Origin of the sequence: Micromonospora sp. WMMD1102 (assembly GCF_029626265.1) — a bacterium.
Lineage (GTDB): Bacteria > Actinomycetota > Actinomycetes > Mycobacteriales > Micromonosporaceae > Plantactinospora.
Map to the genome: position 1 here is coordinate 5127111 of NZ_JARUBN010000001.1, position 18962 is coordinate 5146072.

General features: G+C 73.2%; 15 protein-coding genes and 1 pseudogene. 1 reads left to right on the top strand and 15 read right to left on the bottom strand.

The genetic code is table 11. The annotated features are described in order from the left end of the window. Positions 1–51: 51 nt before the first annotated feature. Positions 52–1386: a histidinol dehydrogenase gene (gene hisD / locus O7626_RS22935; protein ID WP_278063167.1), complete on the bottom strand. Its 1335-nt coding sequence runs from the start codon at positions 1384–1386 to the stop codon at positions 52–54. 178 nt (positions 1387–1564) lie between these two features. On the opposite strand from hisD, the gene O7626_RS22940 reads away from it, so the two are divergent. Then, on the top strand, positions 1565–2320 hold the full coding sequence (locus O7626_RS22940) for an LON peptidase substrate-binding domain-containing protein (protein ID WP_278063168.1): 756 nt from the start codon (positions 1565–1567) through the stop codon (positions 2318–2320). On the opposite strand, the gene O7626_RS22945 is transcribed toward O7626_RS22940, so the two are convergent. The 14 genes and pseudogenes from O7626_RS22945 to O7626_RS23010 all read right to left on the bottom strand — a co-directional run bounded on the left by O7626_RS22945 (position 2235) and on the right by O7626_RS23010 (position 18920). Further along, the gene (locus O7626_RS22945; RefSeq protein WP_278063169.1) at positions 2235–2831 is read right to left on the bottom strand and encodes a DUF2567 domain-containing protein; all 597 of its coding nucleotides are present in this window, start codon (positions 2829–2831) and stop codon (positions 2235–2237) included. The two genes, O7626_RS22940 and O7626_RS22945, sit on opposite strands and share 86 nt — an antisense overlap. Before the next feature lie 521 nt (positions 2832–3352). Next, positions 3353–4246: a DUF559 domain-containing protein gene (locus O7626_RS22950; RefSeq protein ID WP_278063170.1), complete on the bottom strand. Its 894-nt coding sequence runs from the start codon at positions 4244–4246 to the stop codon at positions 3353–3355. 215 nt (positions 4247–4461) lie between these two features. Further along, entirely contained in the window at positions 4462–7995 is a 3534-nt protein-coding gene (gene dnaE, locus O7626_RS22955; protein WP_278063171.1) for a DNA polymerase III subunit alpha, read from the bottom strand. 288 nt (positions 7996–8283) lie between these two features. After that, on the bottom strand, positions 8284–10164 hold the full coding sequence (locus tag O7626_RS22960) for an AAA family ATPase (RefSeq protein ID WP_278063172.1): 1881 nt from the start codon (positions 10162–10164) through the stop codon (positions 8284–8286). 135 nt (positions 10165–10299) lie between these two features. Further along, a complete protein-coding gene (locus O7626_RS22965; RefSeq protein WP_278063173.1) occupies positions 10300–11427 on the bottom strand; it encodes a hypothetical protein in 1128 nt (375 codons plus the stop codon). Between the two features lie 39 nt (positions 11428–11466). Then, positions 11467–12345 (bottom strand): RluA family pseudouridine synthase, encoded by an 879-nt coding sequence (locus O7626_RS22970; protein ID WP_278066274.1) that lies wholly within the window; start codon positions 12343–12345, stop codon positions 11467–11469. Between the two features lie 314 nt (positions 12346–12659). After that, positions 12660–13235, bottom strand: a pseudogene (gene lspA, locus O7626_RS22975) (signal peptidase II); the annotation flags it as partial. Positions 13236–13272: 37 nt separating this feature from the next. Next, on the bottom strand, positions 13273–13707 hold the full coding sequence (locus tag O7626_RS22980) for a TraR/DksA C4-type zinc finger protein (protein ID WP_278063174.1): 435 nt from the start codon (positions 13705–13707) through the stop codon (positions 13273–13275). 433 nt (positions 13708–14140) lie between these two features. Continuing rightward, entirely contained in the window at positions 14141–15643 is a 1503-nt protein-coding gene (locus tag O7626_RS22985) for a potassium/proton antiporter (protein WP_278063175.1), read from the bottom strand. Positions 15644–15791: 148 nt separating this feature from the next. Further along, on the bottom strand, positions 15792–16151 hold the full coding sequence (locus O7626_RS22990; protein WP_278063176.1) for a DUF167 domain-containing protein: 360 nt from the start codon (positions 16149–16151) through the stop codon (positions 15792–15794). Between the two features lie 79 nt (positions 16152–16230). Next, entirely contained in the window at positions 16231–16947 is a 717-nt protein-coding gene (locus tag O7626_RS22995; protein ID WP_278063177.1) for a hypothetical protein, read from the bottom strand. 74 nt (positions 16948–17021) lie between these two features. Continuing rightward, on the bottom strand, positions 17022–17834 hold the full coding sequence (locus O7626_RS23000; protein ID WP_278063178.1) for a DivIVA domain-containing protein: 813 nt from the start codon (positions 17832–17834) through the stop codon (positions 17022–17024). Positions 17835–17874: 40 nt separating this feature from the next. After that, the gene (locus O7626_RS23005) at positions 17875–18186 is read right to left on the bottom strand and encodes a YggT family protein (protein ID WP_278066275.1); all 312 of its coding nucleotides are present in this window, start codon (positions 18184–18186) and stop codon (positions 17875–17877) included. A 26-nt stretch (positions 18187–18212) separates the two neighbouring features. After that, positions 18213–18920 (bottom strand): cell division protein SepF, encoded by a 708-nt coding sequence (locus O7626_RS23010; RefSeq protein WP_278063179.1) that lies wholly within the window; start codon positions 18918–18920, stop codon positions 18213–18215. Between the last annotated feature and the right edge of the window lie 42 nt (positions 18921–18962).

Consider the following 18962-nt stretch of genomic DNA (forward strand, 5'->3'; position numbering starts at 1 on the left):
CGCCGGGCTGCCCCGACCGCCCGGTCACGCCGCCGGCACCGGGCTGGCCGGTCACGCCGTCGCCCCGTCGACGTTGTCCGGGAAGCGGACCCGGACCGCCTGGCCGTGCGCGGGCAGGTCCTCCACGGCGGCCAGCGTCACCACGTGCCGGGCGGTGTCCCGCAGCGCCGCCTCGTCGTACTCGACGATGTGCATGCCGCGCAGGAAGGACTGCACCGACAGTCCCGAGGAGTGCCGGGCGCAGCCACCGGTCGGCAGCACGTGGTTGGAACCGGCGCAGTAGTCACCGAGCGACACCGGCGCGTACGGGCCGACGAAGACCGCCCCGGCGTTGCGTACCCGCATCGCCCAGGCGCGGGCGTCCCGGGTCTGGATCTCCAGGTGCTCGGCGGCGTAGATGTCGACCACCCGCAGCCCCGCCGCCAGGTCGTCGACGAGCACCGCGCCGCTCTGCGGACCGCTCAGCGCGGTGCCGATCCGGTCGGCGTGCTTGGCCTGCGGCACCTGCCGGTGCAGCTCGCGGTCCACCGCCTCGACCAGCTCGACCGAGGGGGTGACGAGCACGCTCGCCGCCAGCGGGTCGTGCTCGGCCTGGCTGATCAGGTCGGCCGCCACGTGCACCGGGTCGGCGGTGTCGTCGGCGAGTACGGCGATCTCGGTCGGGCCGGCCTCGGCGTCGATCCCGACCACTCCCCGGAGCAGGCGCTTGGCGGCGGTGACCCAGATGTTGCCCGGACCGGTGATCATGTCGACCGGCTCGCACCGGGTCTGCCCGTCCGCGTCCGTCTCCGCCCCGTACGCCAGCATCGCGACCGCCTGGGCGCCGCCGACCGCGTACACCTCGTCGACGCCGAGCAGCGCGCAGGCGGCCAGCACCCGGGCGTCGGGCAGGCCGCCGAACTCCTGCTGCGGCGGACTCGCCACCGCAAGCGAGCGGACCCCGGCCGCCTGGGCCGGCACCACGTTCATCACCACTGTCGAGGGGTACATGGCGAGGCCGCCGGGGACGTACAGCCCGACCCGGTCGACCGGCACCCAGCGCTCGGTGACGGTGCCGCCCGGCACCACCTCGGTGGTGACGTCGACCCGCCGCTGGTCGGCGTGCACCCGGCGGGTCCGCTCGATCGCCTCGACCAGCGCGGCCCGGACCTCCGGCTCCAGCGTCGACTCCGCCTCCGCGATCACCTCGGTCGGCACCCGGAACCGGTCCAGCCGCAGGCCGTCGAGCCGATGCGTGGCGTCCTGGATCGCCGTGAAGCCATGATCGCGGACCGCCTCGACGATCGGGCGGATCTTCTCCACCGCCACGGAGACGTCGAGCTGGGCACGGGGCAGCAGGGCGCGCGGGTCGCGCCACCCGCCGCGCAGGTCGATCCGGTTCAACACCCTTGGCAGTCTATTCGGCGCCCACCGGTCGGGCCGCGTCCGCCCAGCCGGCGGGACGGTGAGCCAGGCCACCGCCGGCAGACCCGCCGGTACGACGGAAACGACCGGGCCGGGACGACGGAAACGACCGTCCGGACGGGGCGGTTCACCGGCGGCGCCGACCGGCTAGGCTCGGACGGTGGACGCGCGGCTGCCGGTGTTTCCGCTCGGGACGGTGCTCTTTCCCGGTTTGGTCCTGCCGCTGCACATATTCGAGGCGCGTTATCTGGAGCTGATGCGGCACCTGCGCGGCCTGCCGGACGGCACGCCCCGGGAGTTCGGCGTGGTGGCGATCCGCAGCGGCGGGTCGGCGTCGGTGGCCGCCCGCCCCGAACCGGATTCCGAGATCGGCCAGGAGACCCGGCCGAGAGTTCCGGAGCTGACCGACCGGCGCTCGGATGGTGCCCCGGTCACCCTGCACGAGGTCGGCTGCACCGCCGAGCTGCGGCAGGTGACCGAGTTGCCGGACGGCCGGCTGGACGTGGTCACGGTCGGCCGCCGCCGGTTCCGGATCGCCCGGGTCGAGGAGGTCGGCACGCCGTACCTGAGCGCCGAGGTGGAGTGGCTGCCCGAGCCAGCCGGTCAGGAGCAGCTCGCCGACCTGCTGGCTCCCCGGGTGCTTGCGGTCTTCCGGCGCTATCTCACGCTGGTCCGGGACGATCCGGAGGAGATCTCGGAGCAGTTGCCGGACGACCCGACCGTGCTGTCGCACCTGGTGGCCGCGACCGCCGCGCTCACCCTCACCGACCGGCAGCGCCTGCTGGCGACCCCGGACACCGCCGGCCGGCTGAGTGCCGAACTGCGGCTGCTCAACCGCGAGGCGGCTCTGTTGCGTCAGGTACGGGCGGTGCCGGTGCCCCTGGCGGAGCTGGCGGTGCCGGCAAGTCCCAACTGAGCGGCGGGTAGCCGGCGGACACCGGTTCCGGTTCGGCTTCGGCGCCGCGCAGCCCAGGGTACCGGGACCAGCCGGCCAGCAGGGTGTACGTCACGGCGGCACCGAAGGCCGGCACCAGCAGGTCCCCGATCGCCGGGATGAACCCGAGCAGCAGGTCGTACTGTCCACCGTGCAGGTCCGGCGGCTTGCTGAAGGTGGCGCCCGGCGGTGCACCGTCCAGCAGCCGCTGGTAGCCGTCCAGGCCGATCTGCCGGCCAAGCTGCCAGGCCAGTACGGCGGCGCCGAGCATGCCGAGCACCACCACGAGCATCCCGACCGGCCCCCGGTAGCGGCGCAGCAGCAGCCACATCGCGACCGCGGCCAGCACGCCGAGACCGAAGCCGAGCAGGCTGAACCAGCCGTCCGCGGCGATGAACTCCTCCGGCTGCGGCGCGGCCAGCAGCGCCCCGTCCTCGCTCTGCACCACCGGCACGCCCGGCGACACGGCCCACCAGAGCAGGCCGAACGGCACCCCTAGCAGGATCAACGCCAGCAGCGCGACGCCGCTGACCGCCAGGCTCCGCAGCGGTGGACCGGCTCGATCACCTCCGCCCGGAGGCGGGACGACGGGGTACCCGAGCGGAGCCGGCCCGAGGGCGTCCGAGGGCCCACTGTCGGAGGGCCCACTGTCGGAGGGCCCGGCGTCCGAGAGCCCGGCGCCCGAGAGCCCGGCGCCCGAAGGCCCGGAGTGGTACGGGCCGGGCGGTGTTCCCGGCGGCACCTCGACACCGACCGGTCCGGCGCCGGGCGCGGGAGGCGGGGCAGGTGGAGTTGGGCTCGGCGGGGGGCGCTTGTCGTCGCCGTCACCTGACGTGCCGTCGGGGTGGGAGGTTGCCGGACTCACCCGGTGATCCTCTCAGGCCCGGCACAGCACTGGCGGCCCGGTACGCCGAAACCGTCCGACCCCGCCCCGGATCAGCGCGCGACCTCCGCAGAGCGGTGACGGGACCTCGCGGCAACTCCCGCTGCCGCTTGTCGGGCGGCGGGAGCCGCTCACGAACCCTCTCGCCAGCCGGCCGCCTCGAGCGCGGCGCGCACCTGTGCCACCACGTACTCCGGCTTGCGACGCACGTCGAAGGCGGTGAAGCGCAGGATGCGGTCGCCGGCCACCCAGATCTCGTTCTGCCGACGCAGGTCCGCCGCCCAGTGTCGGGCGTCCATGTGGTGTGCGCCGTCGACCTCGGCGTGCAGCCGCCACCGCCGCCAGTAGGCGTCGAGATACCGCACCCCACCCCTCGCATCCTTGCGGCGCTCCTGCTGATCCGGCGGCGGCAGTCGGTGACGGCGGCAGAGCCGAACGAAGTCGATCTCGGAGAGCGCCTCCGCCCCGCCCGCCACGTCTGCCATCGTCTGCCGCATCAGCACCCGCCGCCGCAGCTGGGGCATCCGCTCGATCACCGCGTCGATCTCGGCCGGCGTGACCCGGCGTTGCTGGCAACCAGCCGCGAGAATCACCTGTGCGTCGTCGTCGCTGGGCGCCCACTGTGCCGCGTCGACGATGGCCCGGGCCATCGTGGTGCGATCTGGTCGGCCCCGCTGCCGGTCGACGTCGGGCAGGTGCCGGGTTCGGCGTACGCGTACGGCTGGCAGACCCAACGGCAGCCGGCGCAGCAGGTCGGGTGCCCTCTTGCCGTACGGAACGAGCACGTCGACCACATCGCTGCGCCACGCCCCACGTAGCCCGCCCGCCCGGGCCGACGCCAAGCCGGCGAGCAGCGCGCTGTCACCAGCGGCGAGCACCGCCACCCACCAGTGCTGCTCCCGCCTGAGCTGGCCGCCTTGGGTGATCAGTACGTTACGAGCCACCCGGCGCCAGCGGCCGGTGCTCACCAGGTGCCGCACCTTCGAGGGAGTCAACTCCGCGACCGCCTGACTCCAGGTGATCACCCCAGCCTGCTCAAACAGCAACCACTCCAACCCGCTTGCCCCATCGCCCGGCATCCGCACCCGCCGATCAAACCGCACGGTGTGTGCAGTTACTGTCGCTCCCACGACATCAAGTGCGCACACCACCGCGCCACCCCACCACCCCACCACCGCGCCACCCCACCCCGCGCCACCCAACCCCGCGCCACCGCGCGCCGCGCGGCACAGCGCGCGGGTCAGCCCGCGACGGCGCTCGGGCCGAGCAGGGCCTTGAGGTCGGCCATCAGGGCGGTGGTGGGTGCGACCCGGAGCGGGCTGAGCCGCAGCAGGGTGGCCCGGGAGCCGTTGACCAGCTTGACGTGCACCTCGGCCGAGCCGGGATGGCTGGTCAGCACCTCGCGGAGGCGTTCGACGAGCGGCGGCGTGCAGCGGGACGGCGGCAGGGCCAGCACCACCGGCTTGACCTCGTCCGGCGCGGTGATGTCCGGCATCGACAGGTCCATCGCCATCAGCCGGGGCTGGTCGTCGCGCCGGTCGATCCGGCCCTTGACCACCACGATCGCGTCCTCGGCGATGTACTGCCCGACCAGCTCGTAGGTGTTCGGGAAGAAGAGCACCTCGACCGCGCCGCCCAGGTCCTCCAGGCTGGCCGAGGCCCAGGCCCGGCCCTGCTTGGTGATCCGGCGCTGCACCCCGGAGAGGATGCCGGCCAGCGTCACCACCTGCCCGTCGGCGACCCCGCCCTCCTCGGAGAGCGCCGCGATCGACATGTCGGCGGCGGCGGCCAGTACGTGCTCGACCCCGAAGAGCGGATGGTCGGAGACATAGAGGCCGAGCATCTCGCGTTCGAAGGTGAGCAGGTCGGTCTTGTCCCACTCGCCGTCCGGGATCGGCGGGGTCACCACCATCGCGCCGGCGGACTCGCCACCGGCGGCGAAGGCGTCCCCGAAGAGGTCGTACTGGCCGACGGCCTCGTTGCGCTTCTGCGCCACGAACGAGTCGATCGCGTCGGCGTGTACGGCGAGCAGCCCCTTGCGGGTGTGCCCGAGCGAGTCGAACGCCCCCGACTTGATGAGTGATTCGATTGTGCGCTTGTTGCAGACCACCGCGTCGACCTTGCGGAGGAAGTCGTAGAAGTCGGTGAAGTTGCCCTTCTCCTTGCGGGCCCGCCGGATCGACTCGACCACGTTCGCGCCGACGTTGCGGACCGCGCCGAGCCCGAACCGGATGTCCGCGCCGACGGCGGCGAACCGGGCGTTGGACTCGTTCACGTCCGGCGGCAGCACCTTGATGCCCATCCGCCGGCACTCGGCCAGGTAGACCGCCGACTTGTCCTTGTCGTCGCCGACCGAGGTGAGCAGCGCCGACATGTACTCGGCCGGATAGTTCGCCTTCAGGTAGGCGGTCCAGTACGAGACCACGCCGTACGCCGCGCTGTGCGCCTTGTTGAACGCGTAGTCGGAGAACGGGACCAGGATGTCCCAGAGCGTCTTGATCGCCGCGTCGCTGTAGCCGTTCTCCTTCATGCCGGCGGCGAACGGCGCGAACTCCTTGTCGAGGATCTCCTTCTTCTTCTTGCCCATCGCCCGGCGCAGCAGGTCGGCCTTGCCGAGCGAGTACCCGGCCACCTTCTGCGCGATCGCCATGACCTGCTCCTGGTAGACGATCAGCCCGTAGGTGTCGCCGAGGATCTCTGCCAGGGACTCGGCGAGTTCGGGGTGGATCGGCACCACCGGCTTGCGGTTGTTCTTCCGGTCGGCGTACTCGTTGTGCGCGTTGGCGCCCATCGGGCCGGGCCGGTAGAGCGCGCCGACCGCCGAGATGTCCTCGAAGTTGTCCGGTGCCATCGACCGCAGCAGCGCCCGCATCGGCCCGCCGTCGAACTGGAACACCCCGAGGGTGTCGCCCCGGCCGAGCAGCGCGTACGTCGCCTTGTCGTCCAGCGGCAGGTCCTCCAGGACGAGGTTCTCGCCCCGGTTCTCCCGGATCGCGTCCAGCGCGTCGTCCATGATGGTCAGGTTGCGCAGGCCGAGGAAGTCCATCTTGAGCAGGCCGATGGTCTCGCAGGCACCCATGTCCCACTGGGTGATGATCGAGCCGTCCTGCTCGCGTTTCTGGATCGGCAGCACGTCCACGAGCGGGTCCCGGGACAGGATCACCCCGGCCGCGTGCACCCCCCACTGCCGCTTCAGCCCCTCCAGGCCCTTGGCGGTGTCGACGACCTTGCGTACCTCGCCGTCGCCGTCGTAGAGCTGCCGGAACTCGGCCGCCTCCGGATAGCGCGGGTGGCCCGGGTCGAAGATGCCGCCGAGCGGGATGTCCTTGCCCATCACCGCCGGCGGCATCGCCTTGGTGATCCGGTCGCCCATCGCGAACGGATAGCCGAGGACCCGGGCCGCGTCCTTGATCGCCGCCTTGGCCTTGATCGTCCCGTACGTGATGATCTGCGCGACCCGCTCCGCGCCGTACTTCTCGGTGGCGTAGCGGATCATGTCGCCGCGCCTACGCTCGTCGAAGTCCATGTCGATGTCGGGCATCGAGACGCGGTCGGGGTTCAGGAACCGCTCGAAGAGCAGGCCGTGCGCCATCGGGTCCAGTTCGGTGATGCCCAGCGCGTACGCGATGAGCGCACCCGCCGCCGAGCCACGACCCGGCCCGACCCGGATCCCCTCCCGCTTGGCGTACGCGACCAGGTCGGCGGTGACCAGGAAGTAGCCGGGGAAGCCCATCTTGAGGATGACGTCGAGTTCGTACTCCGCCTGCTGGCGCCGGTCCTCCGGCACCCCACCGGGGAACCGGCGTTGCAACCCGCGCATCACCTCGGCGCGCAGGTAGCTCTCCTCGGTCTCCCCCGCCGGCACCGGGAACTGCGGCATCAGGTTGCGCGAGGCGAACAGCTCGGAGTAGTCGCCGATCCGCTCGGCAATCTCCAGCGTGCTGTCGCAGGCCCCCGGCACCTCCGTGTCCCACAGGGCGCGCATCTCGGCCGGCGACTTCAGGTAGAAGTCCCGGGCGTCGAACTTGAACCGCTTCGGGTCGGCCAGCGTCGAACCGGACTGCACGCAGAGCAGCACCTCGTGCGCGTCGGCGTCCTTGGCGTACGTGTAGTGCAGGTCGTTGGTGGCCACCGGCTTGAGGTTGAGCTTCTTGCCCAGCCGGATCAGGTCCTGCCGGATCCGGGTCTCGATGTCGAGCCCGTGGTCCATCACCTCGAGGTAGTAGTTCTCCGCCCCGAAGATGTCCCGGAACTCGGCCGCCGACTCGCACGCCTTGTCGAAGTTGCCGATCCGCAGCCAGGTCTGCACCTCGCCGGAGGGGCAGCCGGTGGTGGCGATGAGCCCCTTGCCGTACTGGTGCAGCAGTTCCCGGTCGGCGCGCGGCTTGAAGTAGTAACCCTCCAGGCTGGCCCGGGACTGCAACCGGAACAGGTTCCGCAGCCCGTCGGCGTCAGCCGCGAGCATCGTCATGTGGGTGTAGGCGCCACCACCGGAGACGTCGTTCTCGCCGCCGTCAGCCCAGCGCACCCGGGTCCGCTCCCGCCGGTCCGTCCCCGGGGTCAGGTACATCTCGCTGCCGATGATCGGCTTCACGCCGGCGGCCTTGGCCTGCTTGTGGAAGTCGTAGGCCCCGAAGAGGTTGCCGTGGTCGGTCATGGCCAGGGCCGGCATGCCGAGCCGGTCGGTCTCGGCGAACAGCTCCTTGAGTCGGGCCGCCCCGTCGAGCATCGAATACTCTGTGTGTACGTGCAGGTGCACGAACGAGTCAGACACCCAGGGCCCCCTTCCCTCACCCGGGCCGCCGGCCCGCCCGCCGACGGACGGTCGACGGCGGCTGCCGGTCACCCAGCGACGCATCCCCCAACGGCAGCACCGCGCGACGCCGGCCGGGCACCGGCCGGACGGCACCGACCGTGCCCCGGCACCGGGTCAGCACCCCGACGGCGCGACTGCCGGCCACCGAGCCTAGTCCCCGGGCCCGTCTGGCTCCAGGCTTGACACCACCCCTCCGGGCGAGCTGTCCCACATTCCACCCCGGGCGTATCGTCGACCGGCGGCGGGTCAGCGGGCGAACGGCTCCAGCATCATCGAGGCGGCCTGGAGCCAGGCGTCCCGGGTCTCCTGGGCCAGCTGGGCGTACTCGATCGAAGAGCCGGTCTCCAGCGCCGGGTCGTACGGCACCACCGCCACCGCCCGGGTCCGGGTGGCGAAGTGCCGCTTCAGGTCGTCCAGCAGCGGGGAGCGGCCCGGGGTCGGGCAGGAGAGCAGGGTGACCGCGTTGTCCGCCAGCTCACCCATGCCGATGTCGTGCAGCAGGTCGAGCATCCAGTCGGCGGTGAACGCGGCGTCCTCCCGGGGCACGGTGGTGACGACCAGCTGGTCGGCGGCGCGCAGCACCGTCTGCCAGTTGGAACTCTCCACGTTGTTGCCGGTGTCCACACAGATCACGTCGTGGGTTCGGCGGAGGAGTTCCAGTACCCGCCGGACGGTGTGCTGGTCGAGACGCTGGGCGAACCGGGGACTCTCCTCACCGGCCAGTACGTCGTACGAGCCGTCGGAGGCGTGCCGGAGGTAGTCGTCGAGCCGGTCGAGCAACTGGTTGCTGGGCAGCGCCTCGATCTCGATCAGGTCGGCGACCAGGTGCCGGATGGTCCGGGCGTGCCGGGCGCTGCCGGCCCGCAGTCCGAGGGTGCCGCGCAGTTCGTTGTCGTCCCAGGCGAGCACGCCGCGGCCGCGTACGCTGCCGACCGTCGCGGCGCCGAGCACCGTCGCCGTGGTCTTGTGCACGCCGCCCTTCGGGTTGGCGAAGGCGACCACCCGGGGCGAGCCGAGTTCGCGGCGGAGCACGTTGCGGGCGCGTTCCACCTCGGGATCGGCCGACCGCTGCGGCCGACCGGCGAAGGGGTCCAGGCTGGCCCGCCGGGCCACCGGGGCGTAACCGACGTCGGCCGCCGGATAGTTGCCGGCCGGTGGCGGTGCCGGGCCGACCGGCGGGGCCGCCGGGGTGACCGGGGGCGCCAGCGAGGCCCGGGGCGCCGGAATCGACCTGCCGGCGGCCGGCGGCGGCAGGGCGGGCGCGGCGCCGGGGTCGGGGCGGCGGGCCGGGGGCGGCGGGCCGGGGGCGGCGGGCCGGGGTGCCGGCACCACCGGCGGAGGCTGGTAGCCGCCGCCGAGTCCGGCGTAGCGGGACTCGCCGGGGTAGTCCGGGCCGGCCGGTTCGGATCGGTACGGCTCGGGTTCGCCCCGGTGGTAGCCGGGGTCGGGCCGGTAGCCGCCGGGCTGGTAGCCCGGTTCCCGGCGGTCGGCGGCGCCGGGCCGGTGGTCAGGGCCGGGCCGGAAGCCCGGCTCGGCGGGATGGGCCGGCCCGGCCCGGTAACCGGGGTCGGCCGCTCGCCCCGCCCCGAACCCGGGGTCGGCCGTTCGCCCCACCCCGAAGCCGGGATCGGTCGGTCGCCCCACCCCGAACCCGGGGTCGGTTGGTCGCCCTGGCCCCGGACCCGGCTCAGCCGGGCGCCCTGACCCGAAACCCGGGTCGGCCGGTCGCCCCGCCCCGAGCCCGGGGTCGGTCGGTCGTCCTGGCCCGAAGCCGGGGTCGGCCGGTCGTCCTGAACCGAAGCCGGGATCGGGGCGGTAGCCACTCTCCAGGGCCGCGTAGCGGGACTCGGCCGGCTGGCCGGCTCCGCCGTAGCCGGACGCGGGCGGATACCCGGCTCCGGCCGGGTAGCCCGGGGCGGGTGGCCGGGGGTCGCGTTCCGGGCGGCCGGGATAACCGGCGGACCGGCCGGCGGCGTGGCCGCCCTCGGCGGCGGGCTCCGGCCCGGGACGCTCGCCGACGGTCTGCTGCTCGTCGGTGCGGCCGCCGTGCAGGGCCCGGTCGAGCAGCGCCCGCCAGCGCGGCGCTGATTCCGCCGGCCGGCCCCAGCCGGTCTCGGTGCCGTCCACGGCTCGCCCCTCCCAGCACCATCGGTCCCCGCCCTGACAGGCTACGAAGCAAACCCTATTCGGGCCACCTAGGGAGCGCACCCACCGCCGTCGGCGTGCCCGCCGTCGACCAGACGTCCATCGTGCCGTTCACCGTCATGTTCCGTCGACCGCCCCGGTGGTGGCCAGTTCGGCCGGGGGTGCGTCGACAGGCGGCCGCTCCGACGGTATCTCGGCCGGCGCCGATCCGGGCGGCAGGTCCGGCTCCGGCGGAGCGTCCTCGACCGGAGGGTCCACGGTGGGCGGAGGCTCCGTCGGGTCGGAACCGGTCGGGCCGGCGGTCCGGGTGAGCGACGGGTCGGCGGGCGGCACGACCGCCGGAGCGGCCGACGAGGCCGAGGTCGGCGGGGCGGCCGGGTCGCCGCCGGGGCCCGGTCCGGCGGTCGGGTCGGCACCGCTCGCCGGCAGACTGGCGTCGGCCGGTGGGCGCGCCACGCCGTCCTGCTCGGGCAGGGGCGGGGTGAAGACGGTACGGTCCAGCCGCCGCACCTCCGGCGCCGGGTCCACCGCGCGTACCTCGGGGCGGGCGGCGATCCGCTCCAGCGTGGCCGGATCGCCGCGCACCACGGCCGCGTAGAGACACGAGCAGCGGGCCCGGTAGGCGGTCGCCTCCTCGTCGGCGACCCGGGCGCCGCTGGCGTAGAACTGGCGCAGTTCCCGCTCCCGGGCGCCCTCGCCGGCGATCGCGGCGGCCCGCTCCTGGTAGTCCCGGGCCTCCCCGTCCTTGCGCGCGGCGACGTCGGACATCCCGGCCAGCACGTCGTCCGGGAGACGCAGCGCCGGGATCCGCACGATCTCGGTCTGGGTGCCGGGACGCCACAGCCGGGCGAAGACCTCGGAGACACCGATCCCGGTCAGCACCGGGGTCAGCCGGTCCGGTGCCAGATAGGCCGACATGGTGACCAGGGCGTACGTCTGCTCCGCCGGCTCGACCGCGCCGGCGGAGACGAGCGACCGCAGCTCGGACCGGGCCGCCTCGACATAGCCGGGGATGGACTGGCCCTGCACCACCCCGACCCGGGTCACCTCGCCGACGGTCCGGTCACCGGCCGGTTGCCGGTCGGCCGCCCAGACGGCGGTGACGAGTACCGCCGCCGAGCAGAACAGCGCGACAGTGCTCAGCGTCCGGAGTCGCAGCCGGCCCTGCCCGAGCCGGGCCATCCCCCGGGCCAGGGGCGGCAACAGTCGGTCGTCCAACTGTCGCAACAGGTCGCCGAGGCGCACGGACGAAACTCCCTCGTCGGGTGATCCCTGCCGGATCGGTCAGTCGCGCAGGATGCGGAGTGCAACTTCCAGGTCGTCAGGGTAGTCGCTGACGAACCGGACCTGCTCGGCCGTCCGGGGGTGCGCGAAGGCCAGTTCGCGGGCGTGCAGCCACTGCCGGGTGAGGCCGAGCCGGGCCGTGAGGGTCGGATCGGCGCCGTATGTCAGATCACCGACACACGGATGCCGCAGGGTGGAGAGGTGCACCCGGATCTGGTGCGTACGCCCGGTCTCCAGCCGTACGTCGAGCAGGCTCGCCGCCGGGAACGCCTCCAGGGTGTCGTAGTGGGTGATGCTCGGCTTGCCGCCGGCCACCACCGCCCAGCGGTAGTCGTGGATCGGGTGCCTGTCGATCGGCGCGTCGACCGTGCCGCGCAGCGGGTCGAGGTGACCCTGCACCACCGCGTGGTAGCGCTTCTCCACCTCGCGGGCCTTGAACGCCCGCTTGAGCAGGCTGTACGCCTGTTCGCTCTTGGCCACCGCCATTACCCCGGTGGTGCCGACGTCCAGCCGGTGCACCACGCCCTGGCGTTCGGCGGCCCCGCTTGTCGCGATGGTATGCCCGAGGGCGGCCAGCCCGCCGATCACGGTCGGCCCGCTCCAGCCGGGGCTCGGGTGCGCGGCCACCCCGACCGGCTTGTCGACCACCACGATGTCGTCGTCGGAATAGATCACCCGCAGGCCGGGGACCGTCTCGGCGATGACGGTCGGCGCGGTGGGCGGCGCGGGCAGCACCACCTCCAGCCACGAGCCGGCGCTGACCCGCTCGGACTTGGCCCGGGCGGCGCCGTCGACCAGGGCGTCGCCGGCCTCGACCAGGGCCGCCGCCACCGTGCGGGAGAGGCCGAAGAGCCGGGACACCGCCTGGTCCAGCCGCATGCCGTCGAGGCCGTCGGGTACCGGCAGCGAGCGGCGGTCACCGGCCGGGTGCGCCGGACCCGCCTCGGAGATGGAGGTCACGTCAGGTCCCGTCGCTCGGTCTCGGTCTCGGCCCGGCCGCCGGCCGGCACGGACCCGGTCGGCGCCCCGGCCCGCTCGGTGCGGTCGGCGCGCTCGGTGCGGTCGGCGCGCTCGGTGCGGTCGGCGCGCTCGGTGCGGTCGGCGCGCTCGGCCCGATCGCTGCGGTCGGATCCGGTCGGCGGTCCGCCCGGGTCCTCGGCGGAACCCGCGCCGTCCCTCGCCGGGCGGGAGCGCAGCCGGGTGCCGTCCCGCTGCCGGCCGGTCAACTCCAGCAGCACCGCCAGGACGACGCCGCTGACCAGGGCACTGTCGGCCAGGTTGAAGATCGGCCAGACCTGGCCGTACGGGTCGAAGAGGCTGACCATGTCGACCACGTGCCCGACGAAGACGCCGGGAGCCCGGAAGATCCGGTCGGTCAGGTTGCCGAGGGCACCGCCGAGCACCAGACCGAGGGAGATCGCCCAGGGCAGTGAGCGCAGCCGCAGCGCCATCCAGCCGATCCAGCCGACCACTCCGGCGGTGACCAGCGGAAAGATCCAGGTGTAGCCGGAGCCGAGACTGAACGCCGCTCCGCTGTTGCGGGTCAGGGTCAGGTAGACGGCGCCGCCGAGCAGGCGTACCGGGTCGCGGTCGGCGAGGGTCGCCAGGGCGAGGTGCTTGGTGCCGAGATCGGCGAGCCAGGCCAGTGCGGCGGTGAGCAGTAGCACCGTGACGGCCACCCGCCGGGCCCGTCCCGGCCCGGACCCGGTCGCCCCGGTCCGCGCGGTCGACTCGCCGTCGCTGGTCGTCCGCTGGTCGTCGCTGTTCAGCAGGTGTCCCTTTCCTCAGCTCACCACCCGGTGGGGGTCACCGGCGCTCCTCCAACTGCTTGCACGAGACGCAGAGGGTGGCGGACGGGAACGCGGCGAGCCGCTCCACCGGGATCGGGTTGCCGCATCGCTCGCACCAGCCGTAGCTGCCCTCGTCCACCCGCTCCAGCGCCCGCTCCACCTGGGTGATGCGTTCCAGGATGCTGTTGGCGAGGGAGATCTCCTGCTCCCGCTCGAACGTCTTGGTGCCGGTGTCGGCCTGGTCGTCCCCGGCCGAGTCGGTCAACCGGTCGCGCTGCAGCTCGGTGATCTCGCTCAGCGTCTGATCGTACTCGGCACGGAGTTCGTCCCGACGGGCCGCCAGCGCGGCGCGGATCTTCTCGGTCTCCGCGGCGCTGCGCGTAGCCTTCGGCGCCGGCGCCTTCGGTGCCGACTTGCGGCCTGCGGTCCTGGTCTCTGCTGGCTTAGCCATCGTCGCTCCCTCGGCCGCGTACTCCGCGGCGATAGGCCGTGCCTGGACAGGAACCTCCGACGCTCCCGTGACGGTCCGGCGGGTCCTGGGCGGTGCGGTCGCTCCGGCGGGTGCGACCGGTCGGGTGCGGCCGGCGGCGGGATCCGCCGTCGCCGGGGCCCGGGGACGCCGGAGGCCGGTGCCGCGCGGCGTCGCGGGGCTGCTGGGCGGTGCCGGCAGCCAGTGACGAACCGGACTTTCCGGTTGGTTCGCCTCCGAGCCACGCCCGTCCGACCACGACGTCCCCCAATTGCAAAACGGGCGCGCGGCGGGACGCCGCGCACTCCGGAGGTTGGCAACAATACGGAACGTACAGACGTCCGACAACATGCCGCACCGATGTTACCTGTAGAACCCGTTATAATCCGCAAAGCGGGCGAAGGGAACAATAGCACTATTTGTTGCGATCGTCCCCGTACTCCCCGAACCACCGGGCCAGCCGGCCCCGCCGGTTGACCGCCCGCAGTCGGCGTTCGACCTCGTCCCGGACCCGCGCGGTCGCCACGATCAACAGGCTGTCGCCCACCTTCAGCCGGGTGTCCGGGCCGGGCACGAACCCGACACCGTCCCGGGAGACCAGGGTGACCGACGCACCCTGCGGCAGGCGCAGCTCGTCCAGGTGTACGCCGACCAGCCGCGAGCCCGGCGGGATCACCAACTGCAACAGGTCCGCCTGCATCCGTTCCAGCGGAGCGGTCTCCACCCGCAGCTCGGTCAGCTCGGCCGGGGCGGCGATCCCCAGCCGGCGGGCCACCGGCCCCAGCGTGCCGGCCTGCACCAGCGTGAAGATCACTACCAGTACGACGACGGTGTCGAAGAGCTGGGCGGCCCCGGGCAGCCCCTCGGAGAGCGGGATCGTGGCCAGCACGATCGGCACCGCACCGCGCAACCCGGCCCAGGACAGGAAGAGCTGCTCCCGGGGCGGCACCCGGAACCCGACCACGCTGACCAGTACCGACAATGGCCGGGCCAGGAAGGTCAGCGCCACTCCGGTGACCACGGCGGGCAGCAGCGCGTCCTCCAGCCGCCCCGGCGAGCTGAGCAGGCCGAGCAGTACGAAGAGGCCGATCTGGGCCAACCAGGCCAGCCCGTCGGCGAAGCCGAGGATCGTCTGCCGGTGCGGCAGCCGGGAGTTGCCCAGCACCACACCGGCGACGTAGACCGCGATGAATCCCGAGGCGTGCGACACGGTGGCCACCCCGTAGGCCAGTACGGTGAGGCCGACCGCGGCGATCGGATAGAGCCCGGAGGAGGGCAGGGCCGCCCGGCGCAGCGTCCACCGGCCGAGCATCCCCACCCCGAACCCGAGTACGGCACCGGCGGCCAGCTCGTAGCCGAGCAGCAGCGCCTCGTGCCACCAGACGTGGCCGGCCAGTGACGTGGTGGAGAGCAGCACCACCAGCAGTACCACCGGGGCGTCGTTCATCCCCGACTCCGCCTCCAGGGTGGCCACCAGCCGGCGCGGCAGCCGCAGCCAGCGCAGGGTGGCGAAGACCGCCGCCGCGTCGGTGGAGGAGAGCACCGCGCCGTAGAGCAGGGCGAGCCGCCAGTCCAGGTCGAGCAGGGCGTGCACCACCACCCCGACCACGCCGATGCTGATCACCACCCCGACGGTGGCCAGCGTGACGGAGGTGCCGAGTACCGGCCGGAGGGTGCTCCACCGCGCGGTAAGGCCACCCTCGGCGATGATCACGATCAGCGCGCAGTAGCCGAGTGTGCGGGTCAGCTCGGCGTCGTCGAACGGGATACCGAGACCGGACTCGCCGATCCCCACCCCGATGGCGAGATAGACCAGCAGGCTCGGCACGCCGAGCCGGGTCGAGAGCCGGACCGCGCCGACGGCGACGAGCAGTACCGCCGCGCCGATCAGCAGGGCGACGTCGAGCCGGTCCGTCACGGCTGCCGCGCACGGGGCCGGGCGGGCGCCGGAAGTTGGTGGGGAGAGCCGAGTTCGTCGGCGGCCGACCGGACGCCGGGCCGCCACTCCGGCCGGCTCGGACGCCGCCGCCGGTCCGAGCAGGTCGGGGCGGAAGACGGGCGGAGGTTCACCGAACAGGTCCGTCGCGCAGCTGGCACAGCCGCGCCGCGACCTCGGGGTCGGCCCCGTTCACCAGAAAGGGCTCGGCTCCGTCCACCAGGAAGAGTTTGTCCCGGCTGGCCGCTCCGGCGCGCAGGGTGACCGCCGCGGGACGCAGCCCGAGTGCCTCGGCGAGTGCCCGCCGGGCCGCCTCGGTCGCCCGGCCGTCGGCGGCCGGCGGATGGACCGCGATCACCAGGGCGGGCCCGTACGGGCCGTCGAAGCGGCCGCCGGCCCGGGCCCGGGACGCGCCCGGCTTGACCCGGACCGCGACGGTGAGCGTTCCGGTCCCGCTCCGGGCCGGGGCGGGGCCCCGTCCGGCGTCCACACCCGAACTCCGTGCGCCGCCGGTGTGCCGCGAACCGCCGACCCCGCGCTGTGCACCCTGGCCGGCGGCGGGCCGGCCGTCAGCCCCGGTGTGCATCGGTGAGCAGGGCGGTGGCCGGTTCGCAGCGCCCGCACGGGGTGAAGCCGAGCTCCACCGCCTCGCTCACCGGAAGTGGTTCGCTCTCCCGACCGGACAGGTGTGCACAGTCGACGAGGTGGTAACGCGGCCGGCCGTCGACCACGTACACGTCGTCGAGCAGGGCGGCGACCAGCGCGGCCTCGGCCTCGGAGACCGGCTGGGGCGCCGGCTCGTCCGTCGGGACGTCGTCCGGCTCGCCCTGCCCGCCCGGACCCGCCGCAGGCGCCTCCGACCTGCCGGCCGGTTGCCGCCAGCCGGTGTCGTCGTCGGTGCCCGGCCGGGTGGCCTGGGCGGGGACCGTGACCTCGACGGGCTCGGTCAGCACCGGCCCGCTCCCGGGGAACGGATCGGCCGGCCCGGCCTCGGCGAGCCGGGGGTCGGTCGGTGCCCGCCGGGTGCTGGTCGGTGGGCGGCGAGGACGCGGTTCGGTGGCCTCGCCGGCACGCGCGGTGAACCCGTCGTCACCGGGGCCGTCCGGAGCGAAGCCGCTGGCCACCCCCCGGGCCCCGGCCGCCTGCCGGGCACCCACCACCAGCGCGACGGCGGCCAGCAGACTGACCGCGATCGAGCTGATCAGCAGGCCGCTCGACCCGCTCGCCAGACCGAGCACGAGCAGTGCGACGGCGGCGAGGATGAGCACCAGACTGCCGACTATCACGGCTCACCCCCGACGCATCGGTTCCGGTTGTGGTGGTACGGCGTCCTGTTGCCCGCGCTGGTCCCTGGTGGGGATCAGCGCCCGGTCTCGAGTGCGCCGGAGCGGCCACCCCCGCCGTACGAGTTCGCCAGGCCGGCGGTGGCGAGGCCGGGAGTGCCGGCACCGGACCGATTGCCGTCGGTCCGGGTCATCTCCACCTCGAGACCCTGGCCACGCCCGTCGAGGTCGCGCAGCTGGCTCTCCAGGTACGCCTTGAGCCGGGTGCGGTACTCGCGCTCGAACTGCTTGAGCTCCTCGATGTGCTTCTGCAGCGCGGTGCGCTTGGCGTCCAGGCCGCCCATGGCCTCCTGGTGCCGCTGCCGGGCGTCCCGCTCCAGCGCGTCGGCCTTGGCCCGTGCCTCCCGGGTGACCTCCTCGGCCTTGCTGCGCGCGTCGGAGAGCAGCTTGTCGGCCTCGCGACGCGCGTCGGAGACGTGGTCGTCCGCCGTGCGCTGCGCCATCATCAGCACCCGGAGTGCCTGCTGCTCGCCGTCGCCGCCGGCGCCGACCGCCGGGCCGGCCTGCGCCCGGACCTGCTCCAGTTCGGCCTGCATGGCCCGGGCGGCCTGCTCGGCCGCGGCCTTGTCGCGCTGCACCCGGTCGAGCTGCGCCTTGACGTCGTTGAGCTCGGCGGCCAGTCGCGGGTCGGCGCTCGGGCCGGCTGGTGCGCCGCCACGACCGCCGCGCTCCACCTGGGCGCGAAGCTCGTTGTTCTCCTCGATCAGACGGGCGAGCTCGCGCTCGACCTCGTCCAGAAACGCGTCGACTTCCTCCTCGTCATACCCCCGCTTGCCGATAGGCGGCTTCTTGAAGGCGACGTTGTGGACGTCGGCCGGGGTCAGCGGCATCGAAACTCCTCGGGTCAGTTGCGGCCGCGCGGCACGCTGGTCACCAGGTAGTTGACCTGTCGATCAACGGCCCTAACACGAAACTCATCAGCACGAACAGGATAACCAGGAGCACAAGGGAGGCCAGGTCGATGCTCACGGTACCAATTCGCAATGGCGGGATCACACGCCTCAACGCCTTGAGAGGCGGATCAGTGACGCTCCACACCGATTCCATTCCCGCCGAGGCCGCCCGGCTCGGCTGCCAGCGGCGACCGTACTGCAGCACGGCACTTAGGACAAATCGGGCCAAAAGCAGCAGGAGGAAGATGTACACGATCAGGTACAGGACCTGAAACAGGATGGACAGCAGCACGGCAGGCGGATCCCTCGGTCGGGCTAACTCAGGCTGAAAAACCCACCCTCAGCGATCTTGGCCTTGTCCTCCGCGGTGACCTGGACGTTAGCCGGTGAGAGTAGGAACACCCGGTTGGTCACGCGCTCGATCGTACCGCGCAGCCCGAAGGCCAACCCGGCCGCGAAATCGACCAATCGGCGGGCATCCGCCTCGTCCATCTCGGTGAGGTTGATGATCACCGGGACGCCGTCGCGGAAGTGCTCCCCGATGGTGCGACCCTCGCGGTACGTGGTGACGTGCAGCGTCGTGATCTGGTAACGCTGCTCCGGCTGCTCGACCGGCACCGGCCGCTCCCGCACCTGGGACTGCGGTGCGAGCGCGAGATTGTCCCGGGTCTGGTAGGTCAGCGCGCTGGACGGCTCGGAGCCGCCCGGCCGGCTGATCGACCGCACGCTGGATCGCTCCACGCGCTCGGTCCGCTCCGGACGGTCACCGTCCGCCCGGTCGTGCTCGACGCTACGCCCGACGTTGCGCTCGGCCAGCCGGGTCCGCTCACCGGCCCGGGGCCGGGGCGGCGGTGGAGCCTCGTCCTGCTCCTCGTCCTCGTCGGCAAACTCGTCCGCGTACCGGCTCTGCCGGTAGCGCGACTCACGGTAGCCACCCTTGTCGTAGCCACCGTCGTCGTAGGCCCGCTCGTCGTCCTCCTCGACGAGCCCGAGCCAGACCCCCGCTTTGCGCAGTGCACCCATCCCGCGCCCCTCCGTCCGCCGTGCGACACTCACCCCCCGTGC

Bases quoted from the DNA above. Each gene is read 5' to 3' on its own strand.
- O7626_RS23000 (WP_278063178.1), bottom strand. From the start codon at position 17,834: ATGCCGCTGACCCCGGCCGACGTCCACAACGTCGCCTTCAAGAAGCCG.
- O7626_RS22980 (WP_278063174.1), bottom strand. From the start codon at position 13,707: ATGGCTAAGCCAGCAGAGACCAGGACCGCAGGCCGCAAGTCGGCACCG.
- O7626_RS23010 (WP_278063179.1), bottom strand. From the start codon at position 18,920: ATGGGTGCACTGCGCAAAGCGGGGGTCTGGCTCGGGCTCGTCGAGGAG.
- O7626_RS22970 (WP_278066274.1), bottom strand. From the start codon at position 12,345: ATGCGGCTGGACCAGGCGGTGTCCCGGCTCTTCGGCCTCTCCCGCACG.